General features: G+C 56.1%; 19 protein-coding genes. 10 read left to right on the forward strand and 9 right to left on the reverse strand.

Going from position 1 to position 17,682, the window contains the following annotated elements:
- Positions 1-39: 39 nt before the first annotated feature.
- The 6 genes from AC4FIA_RS06740 to AC4FIA_RS06765 form a co-directional block, all read right to left on the reverse strand.
- Positions 40-1,077: a substrate-binding domain-containing protein gene (locus AC4FIA_RS06740; RefSeq protein WP_490365206.1), complete on the reverse strand. Its 1,038-nt coding sequence runs from the start codon at positions 1,075-1,077 to the stop codon at positions 40-42.
- Between the two features lie 197 nt (positions 1,078-1,274).
- Positions 1,275-2,291, reverse strand: a complete 1,017-nt coding sequence (locus tag AC4FIA_RS06745; protein ID WP_103909833.1) for a sensor histidine kinase — start codon at positions 2,289-2,291, stop codon at positions 1,275-1,277.
- A complete protein-coding gene (locus AC4FIA_RS06750) occupies positions 2,288-3,466 on the reverse strand; it encodes a trans-sulfuration enzyme family protein (protein WP_234994732.1) in 1,179 nt (392 codons plus the stop codon). The genes AC4FIA_RS06745 and AC4FIA_RS06750 overlap by 4 nt, the downstream gene beginning before the upstream one ends.
- Positions 3,467-3,566: 100 nt before the next feature.
- The gene (locus tag AC4FIA_RS06755) at positions 3,567-4,094 is read right to left on the reverse strand and encodes a gamma carbonic anhydrase family protein (RefSeq protein WP_103909834.1); all 528 of its coding nucleotides are present in this window, start codon (positions 4,092-4,094) and stop codon (positions 3,567-3,569) included.
- Complete coding sequence (gene gmk / locus AC4FIA_RS06760; protein WP_490365207.1) at positions 4,091-4,735, reverse strand: guanylate kinase; 645 nt, start codon at positions 4,733-4,735, stop codon at positions 4,091-4,093. The genes AC4FIA_RS06755 and gmk overlap by 4 nt, the downstream gene beginning before the upstream one ends.
- A gap of 3 nt (positions 4,736-4,738) precedes the next feature.
- Positions 4,739-5,620: a YicC/YloC family endoribonuclease gene (locus AC4FIA_RS06765; protein WP_490365208.1), complete on the reverse strand. Its 882-nt coding sequence runs from the start codon at positions 5,618-5,620 to the stop codon at positions 4,739-4,741.
- A gap of 173 nt (positions 5,621-5,793) precedes the next feature.
- Between AC4FIA_RS06765 and AC4FIA_RS06770 the strand changes: the two genes are divergently transcribed.
- Positions 5,794-6,414, forward strand: a complete 621-nt coding sequence (locus AC4FIA_RS06770; protein ID WP_490365209.1) for a PAS domain-containing protein — start codon at positions 5,794-5,796, stop codon at positions 6,412-6,414.
- Positions 6,415-6,456: 42 nt separating this feature from the next.
- On the opposite strand, the gene AC4FIA_RS06775 is transcribed toward AC4FIA_RS06770, so the two are convergent.
- Positions 6,457-7,824, reverse strand: a complete 1,368-nt coding sequence (locus AC4FIA_RS06775; protein WP_490365210.1) for a class II 3-deoxy-7-phosphoheptulonate synthase — start codon at positions 7,822-7,824, stop codon at positions 6,457-6,459.
- A gap of 176 nt (positions 7,825-8,000) precedes the next feature.
- On the opposite strand from AC4FIA_RS06775, the gene AC4FIA_RS06780 reads away from it, so the two are divergent.
- The 8 genes from AC4FIA_RS06780 to AC4FIA_RS06815 all read left to right on the forward strand — a co-directional run bounded on the left by AC4FIA_RS06780 (position 8,001) and on the right by AC4FIA_RS06815 (position 15,407).
- Complete coding sequence (locus AC4FIA_RS06780; RefSeq protein WP_490365211.1) at positions 8,001-9,023, forward strand: GlxA family transcriptional regulator; 1,023 nt, start codon at positions 8,001-8,003, stop codon at positions 9,021-9,023.
- An 88-nt stretch (positions 9,024-9,111) separates the two neighbouring features.
- Complete coding sequence (locus tag AC4FIA_RS06785) at positions 9,112-10,308, forward strand: ABC transporter substrate-binding protein (RefSeq protein ID WP_490365212.1); 1,197 nt, start codon at positions 9,112-9,114, stop codon at positions 10,306-10,308.
- A 95-nt stretch (positions 10,309-10,403) separates the two neighbouring features.
- Positions 10,404-11,180: an ABC transporter ATP-binding protein gene (locus AC4FIA_RS06790; RefSeq protein ID WP_490365213.1), complete on the forward strand. Its 777-nt coding sequence runs from the start codon at positions 10,404-10,406 to the stop codon at positions 11,178-11,180.
- 38 nt (positions 11,181-11,218) lie between these two features.
- On the forward strand, positions 11,219-11,932 hold the full coding sequence (locus AC4FIA_RS06795; protein WP_490365214.1) for an ABC transporter ATP-binding protein: 714 nt from the start codon (positions 11,219-11,221) through the stop codon (positions 11,930-11,932).
- Positions 11,933-11,934: 2 nt separating this feature from the next.
- Positions 11,935-12,297, forward strand: coding sequence for a hypothetical protein (locus AC4FIA_RS06800; RefSeq protein WP_490365215.1), 363 nt, complete (start codon positions 11,935-11,937; stop codon positions 12,295-12,297).
- A 21-nt stretch (positions 12,298-12,318) separates the two neighbouring features.
- Entirely contained in the window at positions 12,319-13,329 is a 1,011-nt protein-coding gene (locus tag AC4FIA_RS06805) for a branched-chain amino acid ABC transporter permease (RefSeq protein ID WP_287476517.1), read from the forward strand.
- Positions 13,326-14,624: a branched-chain amino acid ABC transporter permease gene (locus AC4FIA_RS06810; RefSeq protein WP_200813180.1), complete on the forward strand. Its 1,299-nt coding sequence runs from the start codon at positions 13,326-13,328 to the stop codon at positions 14,622-14,624. Before AC4FIA_RS06805 ends, AC4FIA_RS06810 begins: the two co-directional genes overlap by 4 nt.
- 87 nt (positions 14,625-14,711) lie before the next feature.
- Positions 14,712-15,407 (forward strand): response regulator, encoded by a 696-nt coding sequence (locus AC4FIA_RS06815; protein WP_490365216.1) that lies wholly within the window; start codon positions 14,712-14,714, stop codon positions 15,405-15,407.
- Between the two features lie 7 nt (positions 15,408-15,414).
- Here the strand turns inward: AC4FIA_RS06815 and AC4FIA_RS06820 are convergent, their stop codons facing one another.
- Positions 15,415-15,690 carry a hypothetical protein gene (locus tag AC4FIA_RS06820; protein ID WP_490365217.1) on the reverse strand — a complete coding sequence of 92 codons (276 nt, stop codon included), beginning with the start codon at positions 15,688-15,690 and terminating at the stop codon, positions 15,415-15,417.
- A 107-nt stretch (positions 15,691-15,797) separates the two neighbouring features.
- A complete protein-coding gene (locus AC4FIA_RS06825) occupies positions 15,798-17,084 on the reverse strand; it encodes an ATP-binding protein (protein WP_490365218.1) in 1,287 nt (428 codons plus the stop codon).
- 48 nt (positions 17,085-17,132) lie between these two features.
- On the opposite strand from AC4FIA_RS06825, the gene AC4FIA_RS06830 reads away from it, so the two are divergent.
- Positions 17,133-17,682 (forward strand): MBL fold metallo-hydrolase (locus AC4FIA_RS06830; protein WP_490365219.1); only part of this gene is annotated, 550 nt, incomplete at its 3' end.

The following is a 17,682-nucleotide window of genomic DNA, read 5'->3' on the forward strand; positions in this document are numbered from 1 at the left end:
GGCAGAATACGCCGCCCCTGTCTTCGACGTTTAGCCGAATTACATGTCCGCGCCCATAGTCTTTTCTTCAGAAACCAGAGCTTGTGTGTCGGCCAGTTCAGGATCGGAAACCAGACCGTATTCTGCCAGAGGGCCATCGGGGCCTGCGATTTCGTCAGAGATGAAGAACTCTGCGTATTCTTTCAGGCCGGGGATCACGCCGATGTGCGCTTTCTTCACGTAGAAGAACAGAGGGCGGGATACCGGATATTCACCCGAAGCGATCGAGTCAGTCGACGGAACAACGCCGGACATTGTCGCCACTTTCAGCTTGTCTGTGTTGTTTTCGTAGAACGCCAGACCAAAGACGCCGATTGCGTTCGCGTTTGCGTCGATGGATGCCAGAGTTTCTGTGTAGTCACCGTCGATGTCGACCGAACGACCGTCTGTGCGAACCTCAAGGCACGCATCTTCTGCGTCATCTTCGGACATGCCGCCAGCGATCATCGCTTCCATTGCGCCAGTTGCTTCACAGCCAGCCGCAACGACTTTCTCTTCGAAAACTTCGCGCGTGCCGTGCTTGGTGCCCGGAATGAACGCAAGGATTTCTTCAGCCGGCAGGTCAGCGTTGAAGTCAGACCACTTTGTGTAGGGGTTGTCGACCAGCGCGCCGTCCACAACAACTTTGGGTGCCAGAGCGTTGAAGATGTCGGACGGTGTGAAAGCGTCATACGCCGGGCCATCCAGCTGCGATGCGAATACGATGCCGTCATAACCGATACGAACTTCGATAATGTCGGTCACGCCGTTTTCGGCACATGCCTTGATTTCTTTGTCGCGGATTTTGCGCGACGCGTTTGCAATGTCTGTGTGCTCTTCACCAACGCCTTGGCAGAAGCGCTTCAGGCCAGCCGAGGAACCACCGGATTCAACAACCGGTGTCGGGAAGTCAAAGTTTTCACCGAATGCTTCGGCAACAATCGATGCATAAGGCAGAACGGTCGAAGAACCGGCAACCTGTACGTTGTCACGGGATTGCGCGAAGGCCGGCGATGCTACGGCCAGTGCCAAAGCGGATACGGTCAGAAACTTGGTCATGGATTACTCCACTCCGATATCAATGTCATTCTATGACGGCCCCTCATCAGGCTGTCTGAGGGGATGCCTAGTGTCGTGTAACAACGCTTTTGTGACACTTACGTAACAGGTTTATGACAGTGGCTGAGGATTTGACGAAGTCGTTTTAAAACAACGTCTTAAATTGCAGGCGGCGCCGTAAAAAATTGTCCGATCTGTCACACAGGAAGAAGAATTGTAACCTCTGTGCCCGCGCCACGGGCCGACTCGATACGGATTCGCCCGCGATGGCGGTTAACGATGTGTTTGACGATGGCCAAACCCAGCCCTGTTCCACCCTTTTCGCGGCTCCGATGTGAATCGACGCGATAGAAGCGTTCTGTCAGTCGCGGCAGATGCACAGGATCAATTCCCGCTCCACTATCCTTCACAGACAGACGTATTCCGTCGCCCTTCAGGCGCGTTTCATAGGAAACCGGCCCGACGGAAACAGTCACCGTGGTCCCTGCTCCGCTGTATTTGATCGCGTTCTCGATCAGATTGACCAGAACCTGACGAAGTTGGTCTTCGTCGCCCGCAATGATCGCGGGCTCGTCCGGTAGATCGCTCAGGATCTGAACATCAGCATCTTCGGCCAATGTAGACAACGAATGAATGGTGGATTTCACCAGCCCAGTCAGATCAACGGGCGTTGTCGGCCTGACACGCTCTTCGGCCTCGACACGGCTGAGTGACAGCAGATCGCTGACCAGCCTGTTCATCCGGCTGGCCTCGGTTTCCATGATTGAAAGAAACCGGTCCCGCGCGCCTTCATCGTTTTTGGCGGGCCCTTTGAGCGTTTCGATAAAGCCTATCAACGCGGTCAGCGGGGTTTTCAATTCGTGGCTGACATTGGCCACAAAATCACGCCGCATCTGGCCTGCTTGTTCCAGCGATGTCTCATCAACGAAGGTCACCAGAACCGACGTATCCAAAGGCCGTACATAAACACGGAACGCCGTGTCCTGAGCGCCGTCATTGGTCAGATACCGCGTTTGCCGTTCCGAGCGGTCGCGGATCGTCGCCTCGATTGTATCGAGCAATTGAGGCTGACGAAGTCCGGTGATGAAATGGCGGCGTAAAATGGCCTCACCCAGAAGCCTGCAGGCTTCGGTGTTGGCGTGACTGATCCGTTCATCGCTTTGAATGATCAAAGCGGGCAAAGGGACAGCATCTACGACCGCCTGTTCGTTCATAGGCCGGCTCGGACCGCGTTCAGACCGGCTTGGAATGTGCCGATCAGATCATCTGGTTTTTCAAGCCCGACAGAGACCCGGAAAAATCCTTCGGAAATTCCCAAGGCTGCGCGGCCTTCGGGTGTCAGGGCGCGATGCGACGACGATGCAGGATGCGAAAGCGTGGTACCGATGTCCCCCAGCGTGGGGGCAAAGGCCACGCCGTTGGCCGCTGTGGTAAAGGCGTTGGCCGAAGAACGTCCGCCTTTCAGTTCAAAACTGACCATATTGCCGCCCATCCCCTGCAGCACGGCCTGCGCCCGCGCGCGATCAGGATGATCATCGCGGGTCGGATACAAAACGCGCGTCACAACATCCTGGTCCGCAAGAAAATCGGCCAGCTTTCGTGCGGTTTCCTGAGTGCGTTCAAACCGGAGATCAAATGTCGCCAACCCGCGTTCCGCAAGCCAGCAGTCAAACGGACTGGGGGTCATGCCTGTCGTAACTGCAAAGGTGTAAATGATCTTCTGGATTTCCGGGTCTTTCGCAGCAACCCAGCCAAGCGTCACATCTGCATGCCCTGCCAGCAGTTTCGTCACAGAGTGCAGGACGATGTCCGCGCCGTGTTCAAACGGTTTAAAGGCCGCTGGTGTGGTGAATGTGTTATCAACCACAAGAAGAACACCCCTGCGTTGGCAAATCTCGGCAATCGCGTGGATGTCTGCGATCCGCAATGTCGGGTTCGAAACCACCTCGACCAATGCCAGCCGCGTCTCCGGCTTGATCGCGGCCTCGAACGCTGCAGCATCGGTTGGGTCGACTAGAGATGTCGTGATCCCGAGGCGCGGCAGATCTTCTTTCATCAGACGTAAGGACCGACCATACAGTTGATCGCCCCCCAAAACATGATCGCCGGCCTTGCAAAGACCCATCAACACGGCCGCCACCGCCGCCATGCCAGAGCCCAGCGTCAAACCGGTTTCACAGCCTTCCAGCGCTGCAACACCTTTGGCGACGATATCCGCATTCGGGTGGCCTTCACGGGCATATGTATAGCCCTGAGCGCGTCCCTCGTATTGGTCATCCAGTTGATCAGGCGTGTCGCTGGCGTAGACGACCGAAGGCATCAATGGGGTGACAACTGCCGTCGAGGCAGACTGCGGCATGCCGTACGGACGCATCAAGGTAGGCTTCATCATTTCGCGTCTCCTTCTATTTTGGCAAAGCGGTGACACAGCCTATTCAAAACGACAAGCGGCTCCGCTGCGGAAACCGCCCTTGCAAAAGTGAGCGCTATCAGTCTGCGATCTTTTTCATCTTGTCGCGGAACAAACGCGCCTTTTCCTGATAAAACAACGCGGACTTTCGCAGGTTTGCAAAATCATCTTCGCCCAACTCGCGCTTGACCTTGCCGGGCATCCCCATGACCAACGAACCGTCGGGAATTTCCTTTCCTTCCGCAATCAAAGCACCCGCTCCGATCAGGCAATTCTTACCGATTTTGGCACCATTCAGAACCGTCGCACCCATGCCGATCAGCGAATTGTCCCCGATCGTACAGCCATGCAGCATCGCCTTGTGACCGATGGTACAGCCTTTGCCGATGGTCAGCGGATAGCCCATATCGGTATGGCACACGACGTTTTCCTGAATGTTGCTTCCCGCACCGACATGGATCACTTCATTGTCGCCGCGCAACGTCGAGCAGAACCAGACAGAGGCGTTTGCTTCGATCACGATCTTACCAATGATGTTGGCATCCGGCGCGATCCACGCGTCTTCGTCGATCTCGGGTGTTACGTCATTCAATGCATAGATCGTCATTCCTGGCCCCTTTCGAATTCGTCCTGCAACTTGCGCACGTGTTCCGTCAATTTCGGCTGTTGGCTCCGGCGCAGGCGTGCAGCATTTACGATAGATTTCAACCGCTCTTCGGTTTCATCAAGGTTCTCATTGACCAGAACAAAATCATAGCCATCCCAATGGCTGATCTCGTCCCAGCTTTTCTGCATACGTTTCGAAATGGTTTCCGCCGTGTCTTGCCCGCGGCTTTCCAACCGGCGGCGCAATTCGGTAATCGACGGGGGCAGCAGGAAGATCGACAACGTGTGTGCGCCAAGATCCGAGTTCCGGATTTGCTGCGCCCCCTGCCAATCGATATCGAACAAAACGTCTTTGCCGCTGTTGATCGCGTCCCGAACGGGGCCCTTGGGCGATCCATAGAAGTTGCCGAACACATGGGCATGTTCCAGCATCTCGGATTCCGCCACCGAATGTTTGAACGCGGTTTCGGACAGGAACATGTAGTCCTGACCATCGACCTCGCCCGGACGGGGCGCACGTGTGGTGGCAGACACCGAAAAGACAATGCTTGGATCCCATTCGCGCATGCGCTTGGCCAAGGTCGATTTACCGGCGCCCGAAGGCGACGATAGAATGATTAGAAGGCCACGGCGGTCTTGCATGTCTTACTCCAAATTCTGCACTTGTTCGCGCATCTGATCGATCACGGTTTTCAGTTCAAGCCCGACGGTGGTCAGGGCCGCGAAACCGGATTTTGAACAGAGCGTGTTCGCTTCGCGGTTAAACTCCTGCATCAGGAAATCCAGCTTACGCCCAACGGCGCCAGATTGCTGAACCAAATCACGCGCTGTTGCGACATGGGCCCCAAGACGGTCGATTTCTTCGGTGACGTCGGATTTCACTGCAATCAAGGCCAGTTCCTGCGCGATACGGGCCGGATCGATGTCTTCGACATTACCCGTCACGCGGGCCAGTTGTTGTTTCAGACGGTCCGCCTGATCTTCTTTGCGGGCTTCTGCCAGATCTGCGGCCTGTTTTGTCAGGCTTTCGATCTGGTTGATTTGGGAGCCGATGATGTCTTCCAAAGCGCGGCCTTCAGCGGCGCGGCTTGCGACGAAGTCGGTCACAAGCGATGTAAATTCGTTAACCAAGGTCTGTTTCAGACCTTCGGTATCCGGTGTGGTTTGTTCCATTTCCAGAACGCCGCGTTGGCCAACAATCTGCGCTGCATTCGCCGGCGCAAGGCTCAGGCCCATTGCGCTGGCCTGCTCTTCGATTTGAAGCATGGCTTCCAGAACGCTCATCATCTGGGGCTGGTTCAGGGTTACCGTCCCGTCCTGTTGCGCGTTTGATTGGACCCGCAACGAGACAGTCACAATGCCGCGTTTGATCTGATTTGTCAGGATTTCCCGCAGCTTGGCTTCCAGCCCGTCGATCCAATCCGGAAGACGGAACCGCAGTTCAAGCCCCCGACCGTTCACACTGCGGATATCCCAGCTCCAACGGTGATCAAAACCTTCACCCTGCCCCGACGCAAAGCCAGTCATTGAATGTCGCATCTGCTAACCCCGCGTTTTTTCGTGCCGTTGGGTTAGAGGACAGACAGCGCCTTGGCAAGCAAACCGGCGTTAACCTTCTGTTCAGATATGAAAAGAAATCGCGCCGGACTTAACGTAAAAATAAGACAAGCTTTCGGCAAATCAGATGGATCAAAGCGAAAATGAGCAGCCACGGCACAAAATATCCTGTCTCTGACTACACACCATTTTTTCAGGATGGCTTGCTGGAGCCGACATTGGTCCCCATCGAAACCTATTGGTGGGACGCCTGTGCTGAAGGGCAGATTCCATCCCACGCCGAACTCGATCCCCGCGCTTTGGCATGTAGTCTAGAACACACATTGCTGATGAAGCGCCTGGGCGCGTCCGAGGCGCGGATTAATGTGTCTGGCCGCAGCTTGGTTTCCGCCATGGGAGTTGAGCCAACAGGCCTGCCCTTGTCACTGTTTTTCAACGTCGAAAGCCGCCCCTATCTGGCAGATGTCACGCGACAGCTGTTCGAAGACCAATGCGCGGTTTTGCTGGACGTCAAATTCGCAAGTGGTCCACTGCGCATCCGGAAGACTGCCCAAATTCTGTTGCTGCCCTTACGGGACAGCTACGGACAGGTGACACGCATCTTAGGGGCAACGTCGCTGGATGCGCCTCAAGGCAGTGCGCCACGTTTCGACATCGTAACGAGCATGACGCGTCAAGTGGATGCAACAGTTTTCGCGTTGCAAAACACCGGCCACAGCCGTCGGACACGCAACGGACGTCACATTCTGAAACTTGTGGAATGAGAAAGCTAAAGGGCGCGAGTTAAACCCGCGCCCTTCTAGAAATCAGCCGTTTGCGGCTTGCGCGCTTTCTCGACGCGCTGTCAGCTCTTCCGCTACGAGGAACGCCAGTTCCAGCGACTGGGATGCGTTCAGGCGCGGGTCGCAGGCGGTGTGGTAACGGTCCGACAGGTTTTCATCGGATACGGCGTAAACACCACCGGTGCATTCGGTCACGTCCTGGCCTGTCATCTCGAAATGAACGCCACCGGGAACTGTGCCCTCGGCTTTGTGCACGGCAAAGAATTCACGCACCTCTTTCAGGACTGAATCGAACGGACGTGTTTTGTAGCCCGAGCTGGATTTGATGGTGTTACCGTGCATCGGGTCACAGACCCAAGTCACATTTGCACCGGCCTCTTTCACAGCTTGGACCAAACGCGGAAGATGTTCAGCGACTTTACCCGCACCGAAACGGGCGATCAGCGTCAGGCGGCCCTCTTCGTTTTCGGGGTTCAGTTTCTGCATCAAAACCTTCAGGTCTTCGGCCGTCGTTGTCGGACCGCACTTCAGACCGATCGGGTTCAGAACACCACGCGCGAATTCCACATGCGCCCCATCGGGCTGACGGGTACGGTCACCAATCCAGATCATATGGCCGGAACCCGCCACCCATTTGCCGGAGGTCGAATCCATACGGCAAAGTGCCTCTTCGTATTCGAGAAGCAGCGATTCATGGCTGGTGAAGAAATCGACCTTGCGCAGGTCGTGCGTATTCTCGGAATCCAGACCCGCGGCCTTCATAAAGTCCAGCGTGTCGGAAATGCGGTTCGCCATATCGCTATAGCGCGCGGTTTCTGCGGAATCGGTAAAACCGAGCGTCCAGGAATGAACCTGATGGATGTCTGCGTAGCCACCCTGAGAGAAAGCACGCAACAGGTTCAGCGTTGCGGCCGCCTGCGTGTAGGCCTGAAGCATACGCTTGGGATCGGGAATGCGGGATTCCGGTGTGAAATCCAGATCATTGATGATATCGCCACGGTAGCTCGGCAGCTCTACGCCATCCACGACCTCGGTCGGCGCCGAGCGCGGCTTGGCGAACTGGCCTGCCATACGGCCAACTTTGACCACGGGCACCTTGGCGCCATAAGTCAGAACAACCGCCATCTGCAGCATGACCTTGAACGTATCGCGGATCGAGTCAGCCGAGAACTGATCAAAGGCTTCGGCACAGTCACCGCCCTGAAGCAGGAAGGCTTCGCCACGACCGGCGGCAGCAAGTTGCTTTTTCAGCATGCGCGCTTCACCGGCAAAGACCAGCGGCGGGTATTTCGACAACTGCGCTTCAACCGCGTGCAGGGCATCCTGATCGGTATAATCCGGCATCTGAATGCGGGGTTTGTTGCGCCACGTTCCCTTTTGCCACTCGGTCATTGATTTGTTCTCCGGTCAATCGATCTGTTTGCGATAACGCGGTCGTCTATAAACCAGCCATTTATGCGTGACCACAGCAGATTTTATTCTCTATGCTTGACCTGCTGACACAGTTCTGAACTGTAACGCAATTCTTCTTTCGTCGAGGAAGTGATTCACTCAGCCAAGGTCGCACCATGGACAGAAGCCAAAAATCCATCTCTGTCACGCCTGCGGAAAAGCCACGACGCTTTGTTTTCGTGCTGCTTCCCAACTTTACGCTTCTCAGCTTTGCGGCCAGTATCGAGGCCCTTCGGGTGGCCAACCGCATGGCCGGCGCGCGTCTTTATGAATGGACCGTCACGGGTGAAGGCGGTGACACGATAACCTGTTCCGCTGGAACCGAGTTCAAATTGGATTGCGATTTGCCGGAATTGCGGCGCGATGACGTGATCATTCTTTGTGGCGGCCTGGATGTGCAGAACGCAACGTCTAAACGTCTGCTAAACTGGCTTCGTCGCGAGGCGCGGCATGGTTTGAAGATCGGCGCTGTTTGTACTGCATCCTATGCCTTGGCGGCCGCAGGATTGCTGGATGGCAAACGCGCGACGATCCACTGGGAAAACCACGACAGCTTTTCGGAAGTGTTCGAGAACATCAATCTGACCAAGTCGGTCTATGTTCTGGATGGCAACCGCTTTACGGCAGCGGGCGGCACGTCTGCGATCGACCTAATGCTAAAGCTGATTGCGGACGAACACGGCCCTGAATTGGCGAACTCTGTGGCGGATCAGCTGGTCTATTCTTCCATCCGCACGGATCAGGATACACAGCGTTTGTCCGTACCGACACGTATCGGCGTCCGCCACCCCAAGCTGGCTCAGGTCATCCGCATGATGGAAACGCACATCGAAGACCCCATCAGCCCCGCCATACTGGCGCAGGACGTTGGCATGTCGACCCGTCAGCTTGAACGCTTGTTCCGCCGGTACCTAAGCCGGTCACCAAAGCGCTACTATATGGAGCTGCGTCTACAGAAGGCTCGGAACCTTCTGATGCAGACAGATATGAGCGTGATCAACGTGGCATTGGCCTGTGGTTTCACAAGCCCGTCGCATTTTTCGAAATGCTATCGTGCGCATTACCAAACCACGCCTTATCGCGAACGCGGCACCCATGGATCACGGATTGCAGACGAAATTCCAGACGACGAAACGTGACGTAAGGGCCAAGAAAAATCGTCCTTTCCTTTTCCCATACTCAGCCCTAACTTTGACCGCAGGATCAAATCCTGACAGGGAGTATGTCATGAAAAAAATGTTGTTGGCCACTGCAGTTAGCGCGCTTTACGCAGGTGGTGCTTTCGCCGCAGGCCATGCCTCCGAAGCGAAAATCGGTGTGATTCTGGGCTTTACGGGCCCGATTGAATCGCTGACGCCCGCCATGGCGGATTCCGCCGAATTCGCAATTAAAGAAGTCAACGAAAGCGGTCAGTTTCTGGACGGCGTGACGCTGGTTCCGGTTCGCGGTGACTCGACCTGTGGCGACGCGGCGGCTGGTTCCGCAGCGGCCGAGCGTCTGATCACAGCTGACGGCGTTGTCGCCATCATGGGCGCGGACTGCTCCGGTGTCACCGGCGCGATCCTGTCCAACGTTGCCTTGCCGAACGGCGTTCCGATGATCTCGCCCTCTGCGACATCGCCGGGCCTGTCGACCGTCGAAGACAACGGCCTGTTCTTCCGCACCTCGCCGTCTGACGCACGTCAGGGTGAAGTTCTGGCGGGCGTTCTGAACACCAATGGCGTGACTTCCGTTGCCGTTACGTACCAGAACAGCGACTACGGCAAAGGCCTGTCCGACAGCTTTATCGCTGCGTTCGAAGCAGCTGGTGGCTCCATCACGCTTTCCGCACCGCACGAAGACAACAAAGCGGACTATTCCGCTGAAATCGCCGCGCTGGCATCTGCCGGTGGTGATGTGCTGGTCGTTCTGGGCTACGCCGACGCTGGCGGTAAGGGCATGATCCAAGCCGCTTCCGACACAGGCGCGTTCGACACGTTCATGCTGGGCGACGGCATGTACGGCGACGCCCTGCTGGCAGATCTGGGTGACGTGCTGGAAGGTTCCTACGGCGTTGTTCCGTGGTCCGAAGGTGAAGGCACAGACAAGTTCAACGAACTTGCCACAGCGGCCGGCATCGAAGCTGGCAGCGCCTACACCCGCGAAAGCTATGACGCAGGCGCTCTGATCGCGCTGGCGATGGCCAAAGGTGGCGAGGTTTCTTCCGCAGCAGTTGCCGCGAACGTTCTGGACGTTGCAAACGCTCCGGGTGAACCGATCCTGCCGGGTGAACTGGGCAAAGCGCTTGAGATCATCAAGGCTGGTGGCGACGTTGACTATGTTGGCGCAACCAACGTTGAACTGATCGGCCCGGGCGAAGCGGCAGGTACATACCGCCACTACGCCATCAAAAGCGGCGCTTTCGAAACGGTTGAAATCCGCTAAGATCTTAGATCACTCGCAAAGCTTGCGGCCCGGGCATACCGGGCCGTTTGGCATATAACAAAGGCCGCAAAGGCCTGATGAAGGGATGACATCACGTGATACGGGTTGAAAACCTGCACCGCCACTTTGGCGGCTTTCGCGCTGTTGATGGCGCCACTCTGGAAATCGCTCCGGGGTCGATCACAGGCCTGGTCGGTCCGAACGGCGCGGGAAAGTCCACACTTTTCAATGTGATCGCTGGCGCCCTGCCGCCGACTTCCGGTCGGGTCATCATGGATGGCGAAGACATCACTGGCCTGTCACCGCACGAGCTGTTCAAAAAGGGCCTCCTGCGGACCTTCCAGATCGCGCATGAATTTTCGTCTATGACATGTCGCGAGAACCTGATGATGGTTCCGTCGGGCCAAGCGGGCGAAAAGCTGTGGAACACATGGTTCAACCGGAAACAAATCCGTGACGAGGAAGCGGCCCTTTTGAAAAAGGCCGATGAAGTTCTCGATTTTCTGACCATTTCCCATCTGAAGGACGAAAAGGCAGGTAACCTCTCCGGCGGTCAGAAAAAGCTGTTGGAACTAGGTCGCACTATGATGGTCGAGGCCAAGATCGTCTTTCTGGACGAAGTCGGCGCTGGCGTGAACCGTACGCTACTGAACACCATCGGCGACGCGATCCAGCGTTTGAACAAAGAACGCGGCTATACCTTCTGCATGATCGAACACGACATGGAGTTCATCGGACGTCTTTGCGATCCGGTGATCGTCATGGCCGAGGGCAAGGTTTTGGCCGAAGGCACGATCGAAGACATCAAATCGAACGAACAGGTCATCGAAGCCTATCTGGGCACGGGCCTTAAAAACAAAGAACCTGCGTGAAGACTTGCGCTTAAGGCGTTGTAAAAAGGATAAATCGGGTGAGCGAACCTTACTTGATCGGTGAAAACATGACCGGCGGATACGGCAGTGGTGCCGATATTCTGCATGGCTGCACTTTAAGCGTCGAAAAGGGCGAAATCGCTGTGATCGTCGGCCCGAACGGGGCTGGCAAATCCACCGCGATGAAGGCCGTGTTCGGGATGCTGAACCTGCGTGAAGGCTCGGTTCGTTTGGATGGCCGCGATATCACCGCCCTGACACCGCAAGAACGCGTTGTGGCGGGCATGGGCTTTGTTCCGCAGACACACAACATTTTCACGTCGATGACGGTGGAAGAGAACCTTGAAATGGGTGCCTTCATCCGCACCGACGATTTCCGCGATACGATGGAACAGGTCTATGATCTGTTCCCGATCCTGCGCGACAAGCGCAACCAAGCCGCAGGTGAATTGTCTGGTGGTCAGCGTCAGCAGGTTGCTGTGGGCCGCGCGTTGATGACCAAGCCCAAGGTTCTGATGCTGGATGAGCCAACCGCAGGCGTGTCGCCCATCGTTATGGACGAACTGTTTGACCGCATCATCGAAGTGTCGCGCAGTGGCATTCCCATCCTGATGGTTGAACAAAACGCACGCCAAGCGCTTGAAATCGCGGACAAAGGCTATGTCCTTGTGCAGGGTGCCAATGCGTTCACCGGCAGCGGCAAGGACCTGCTGGCAGATCCCGAAGTCCGCAAGAGTTTCCTTGGAGGATGAGTATGTCTGTTTCTTTTCGTATGCCTTTGATCGCTGGTTTCATCGCCCTGCCCGCATTGGCGCATGCCGAGTCCCTGACCTGTGCGTTTGACACCGAATGTCTGGACACAGAGGCATGCAACGCGACCGACTATGAAGTCACCTTTGGCGCGCTTGATGATCGCTGGTTGATGTCCTCCATCGCGGGCGAGCGTCCCTTTGATCAAATGGCCGAAGAAGATGGCGGTCGGGCCTTTGTTTCGCCAAACACAAACGGTGCTGTCGGCCTTTTACAGATCGGACCGGATGGCACCAGCAACTACGTCGAGATCGGCATCGCTTTCCCTTATCGCGCGTCCTATTCGGGTCAGTGCACCCCATCCTAACCTCAGTCAGGCCCTAATCTTATGGATCTTCTGAACGCTCTTGTTGCCTTTGGCAATTTCGTCTTTGTCCCCGCCGTGGCCTATGGCAGCCAGTTGGCGCTGGGGGCGCTTGCCGTGACCTTGATCTACGGCATTCTGCGGTTTTCCAACTTTGCCCATGGCGACACGATGGCCTTGGGCACCATGGTGACGATCATCGCAACATGGGGTCTGCAATCGGTGGGCATCTCGCTTGGGCCGCTACCGACGGCCCTTCTGGCCATTCCGGTTGGCATTGCGTTCACAGCTGTTTTGGTTTTGGGCACAGATCGTTTGGTCTACCGGTTCTACCGCAAACAAAAGGTTGCGCCGGTGATAATGGTGATTGTGTCCATCGGGGTGATGTTCATCTACAACGGCCTGACCCGTCTGGTTTTGGGGCCGGATGATCAGAACTTTGCGGATGGCGAACGTTTTCTGATTTCCGCACGTGATTTCAAAGCGATGACAGGTCTTTCCGAAGGTCTGGCGATCCGAACCACACAGGTTTTGACGGTCGTTACAGCCATTCTGGTGGTCGCCGCGCTCTTCTGGTTCCTGAACCGCACACGCACGGGCAAATCCATGCGCGCCTATTCCGATAACGAAGATTTGGCTCTGCTGTCCGGCATTGATCCTGAGCGCGTTGTGCGTGTGACGTGGATCATCGTCGCGGCACTCGCGACCATCGCAGGTGTTCTTTACGGACTCGATAAAACCTACAAACCCTTTACCTATTTCCAACTGGTTCTGCCCATCTTTGCCGCTGCGATTGTCGGTGGCTTGGGGTCGCCCTTGGGCGCTATCGCTGGTGGCTTTGTCATCGCGTTTTCGGAGGTGGCGATCACCTATGCGTGGAAAAAGGTGTTGGTCTACGCCCTGCCCGAACCTTTGGAACCCTCAGGTCTGATGCAGCTTCTGTCCACCGACTATAAGTTCGCGGTCAGCTTTGTGATCCTTGTCATCGTTCTCTTGTTCCGTCCGACCGGCTTGTTCAAAGGAAAATCGGTATGACACAGACTATGCGTACCACGCTTCTTTTCGCGCTCGTTGCCGTCCTGATCATCGGAACCGGCATCGTGCAAAGCTGGAACTCGGCCTTGTTCATCCTGAACATGGGGCTGGTCAGCGCTGTCATGGCCTTGGGCGTGAACCTTCAATGGGGGCTAGCTGGCCTGTTCAATGTCGGGATCATGGGGTTTGTCGCACTGGGTGGCTTGGCCGTTGTGCTGACATCGACCCCTCCGGTAACCGAGGCATGGGCCGCCGGTGGCCTGCGCATTATTGGCGGTCTGGTTCTGGGTGCGCTTTCCATCGCGCTGGCCATTCTGACATGGCAAAAAGCGCCGCGCAAATGGCGGGGATACGCGGTGGCGGCCATCATCATCGGGGGTTTCTTCCTGTTCCGCGCCGTGTTTGATCCCGGTGTTGCGGCGGTCGAGGCTTATGATGCAGCGATCAGCGGAAACCTTGGTGGTCTGGGCCTGCCCGTTCTTCTTTCGTGGCCTATGGGTGGTCTGCTGGCAGCGGGGGCCGCTTGGTTTATCGGGAAAACGGCGCTTGGCCTTCGGTCGGATTATCTGGCGATCGCCACTCTGGGTATCGCCGAGATCGTCATCGCCGTCTTGAAAAACGAAGACTGGCTAGCACGCGGCGTGAAGAACGTCATCGGCCTGCCCCGTCCAGTGCCTTACGAAATCGACCTGCAAAACGATCCGGCCTTTGTGGAACGGGCTGCGTCTTTGGGATTGGATGCAACGACCGCCTCAACGCTTTGGGTCAAACTGCAATACAGCCTGCTTCTGACAGCGGTTCTGGTGTTGATCCTTGTTCTGGCACAGCTGTCCCGCAACAGCCCTTGGGGTCGTATGATGCGGGCGATCCGTGATAACGAAACAGCGGCGCGTGCGATGGGCAAGGATGTCACCAAACGCCATTTGCAGGTGTTCATCCTCGGCTCTGCCATTTGTGGTATCGCTGGTGCCATGATGACCACGCTGGATGGCGCGTTGACACCGACGACCTATCAACCACTTCGTTTCACCTTCTTGATTTGGGTGATGGTCATTGTTGGCGGGTCCGGTAATAACCTTGGCGCGGTTCTTGGAGGTTTCCTGATCTGGTTCCTGTGGGTTCAGGTCGAACCGATGGGCCAGGCCCTGATCAACGGCATCACCATGGGTATGGGCGATGGCGCGCTGAAGGATCATCTTCAGGATAGCGTGCAGCACATGCGCCTTCTGACGATGGGTGTTGTGTTGCTTGTCGTGCTCCGGTTCAGTCCACGTGGGCTGTTGCCGGAACGGTAAAAACGTCTCCTACTTTAGGGCAAGCGACGAAAACCGGCGAATTGGCTATAATGGCGTACGTGCCAAGAATGCGAGGCTCAGAACCCAATGACGCAGCTGACCGATAGCGTGCAAAAAGCACAGCCGACCCATGCTCTGGTTGTCGATGATCATCCGTTGTTTTGCGACGCGATGACGCTGACTTTGACCTCGATTGCCGATTTTACCGAGGTTGATACAGCCGGAACATTGAACGATGCGCTGGCCAAGATCGAAGCCAAGCCCATCGACTTCATCATCCTTGACCTGCATTTGCCTGATGTGAACGGGTTGGACGGGTTGGTGCGCCTGCGGCGCGCAGCCCCTAAGGCGGCCATCATGATCGCATCGTCATTGGCCGATCACCGAATGATCAGCCATGCGATCAAAGCGGGCGCCAACGGCTATGTGCCCAAACATTCGCAGCGGTCTGTCTTCCGTAAGGCAGTTGATGCCATTGTCGACGGAAAAACCTTTGTACCCGAAGGTTACATCGATCCCGAGGATGACAGCACAGGCCGTACAGCCCCCGTTGACGCGCTTGAGAGGCTGTCGACACTGACCAACCAACAGGCCCGTATTCTAAGCCTGATTTGCGAAGGCCGTCTGAACAAGCAAATCGCCTATGAACTGTCGATTGCGGAAACCACGGTCAAAGCCCATGTCACGGCCATCATGCGCAAGCTTGGCGTCCAAAGCCGCACACAGGCTGTTTTGATCGCTCAGGAAGCAAGCTTTAACCGCGTTCTGCCAAACCCCGAATAAACGACGTTCACGACCCTTTCAGTCGCGTCGGGCAGTTTCCGTGCGCATTCGGTTTGCCAACGTGGTGTGGGTTCAACACCAGATACCACTGTGTCCCGTAACCCGGCGCGCTGGTGCGTGAATAGGTGCAGTTGTCCTGCGTGGTAAACCACTGTTCCTTGTAGTCCGCCGACGGGGCAACATGCACCTTAGGGTTCACGGCTGCAGGGCCTGCGCTGGCCCCAAGTGGCACACTGCTTCCAGCTATTCCAAGGGCTAAAGCGGGCAAAACACGATGAAGCATTACTCTGTCCTTTTCTGATCTGATGATCAGAGAAAGCCAGCGATCAAAGACAGCCTCGGGGCACAAATTTGTTCGCAACGCGGAGCAAATCGTTAATTATACTTAAATTATCGCGCGATCACGATGTCGGCACGCAGCCCGCCGAGTGTTTCGCTTTCGCCCAAGCGTAACACACCGCCGTGCGCGCGCGCGATGTCCGCCGCAATCGCTAGTCCGAGGCCCACGCCCGATCCGCGATCCTGATTTCTAGAAGGATCCAGTCGTACAAAGGGGCGAACGGCCTCTTCCCTTTGTTCAGGCGCAATACCCGGACCGTCATCTTCAACACGGATACGCAATGCGCGTTCCGTGATGGAAACGCTGACCTCGCATGTCGATCCATAGCGCACCGCATTGCCGATCAGGTTTTCAATGGCCCGGGACATGGCCGTCTTTTTCAACGACACCTCGCCCTGCCCTTCGGTATCCAACTGAACCACCTTTTGGCCAGCGTCTTGAAATTTACCAACGATGCCGGTGACCAATTCGTCTGGATTAATTTTTTCGGCGACACCGCTTTCTGAATCGCCACGCGCAAAGTCCAGAAACGCATCGATCAATCGCTGCATATCCTCGACGTCGCGCTCTAGCGGTTCGCGGTCTTCGTCTTCAAGAAACGACAGCCCCAGCTTCAACCGTGTTAGCGGCGTTCGCAAATCATGACTTACCCCCGACAGCATCATGGTCCGCTGTTCAATCTGCCGTTCGATCCGGTTCCGCATATCCAGAAACGCGTTACCTGCCGCGCGGACTTCGACCGCGCCGGACGGCGAATAAGGTATATGCCGACCCCGGCCAAAGGCTTCGGCCGCGGCAGACAGACGGGCGATGGGACGCAGCTGATTACGAAGATACAGAAATGCGATGAACGTCATCAAAGCCCCGAAGAACACCATATTCACCAAAAGCTGATGAGGGTTCGGCGCAGAAACCAAATCGCGGGAAAAACGGTAGCGCAGGATGTCGTCGCCATCCTGAAGATACAGAAACACGATTCTGTCGTCAGGCAGACTGACGCGTATAATGTCCGGGTTCTTTGCACGAAGTTCGCGAATAACCACGCGACCGGCAAAGTCATACCATTGATAGCTGTCTGCATCCGGCACCTGACTGGGGGTTGCGGTGGAAATCCGGAACTCCAACAGATCCAAAATTGCCGGATCAACCGTGGCCTTCGAAATCAACAAGGCCCGCGACAACTGATCGGTCAGCTGTTCGGTCACGCCTTCGAAATGGCGCTGGATAAACACCACCGAAACAACAAGTTGCAGCGTGACAACCGGCAAAACCAGAATAAGCAAAGCGCGCGCATAAAGACCGCGCGGCATGTATTGTTTGAGCCAACGGAACATCATGCGCTAAAGCTATCCAAAGCATGTCAGCGACACCATCAAGAAAGTGCCATGAAAGATCCCGATCCCAGTTTTCAGCCCGTCCATGGCCAAATCGAAACGCTTGAACCCGGCATTCGCCGGATCGTCGCCCCGAACCCGTCACCGATGACCTTTCGTGGAACAAATACGTTTGTCCTTGGGGAAAAGGAACTGGCCGTGGTTGATCCTGGCCCGATCAGCGACCCGCATCTGGACGCAATTCTTCAAACGATCAGCAACGCAACGCCGCTGAAATACATTCTGGTCACCCACGCCCATCTTGATCACTCGCCTCTGGCCGCGCGTTTGTCTGAGATGACCGGTGCACCGATCGTGGCCTTTGGTGATGCACAGGCAGGTCGAAGCGATATCATGCAGGAACTGGCGCAAAGCCAGCAAATCGGCGGCGGCGAAGGTGTTGATGTCAGTTTTAATCCCGATGTCATCGTGGACCATGACACCACGCTCGATCTGGATGGCGCACAGATCGATATTCTTCATACACCCGGCCACTTCGGCAATCATATCAGCATCTGCATTCCCAAATCGCGCTACGACGAACAGCCAAGGGCGTATCGCA

Source organism: Thalassococcus sp., from assembly GCF_982780845.1.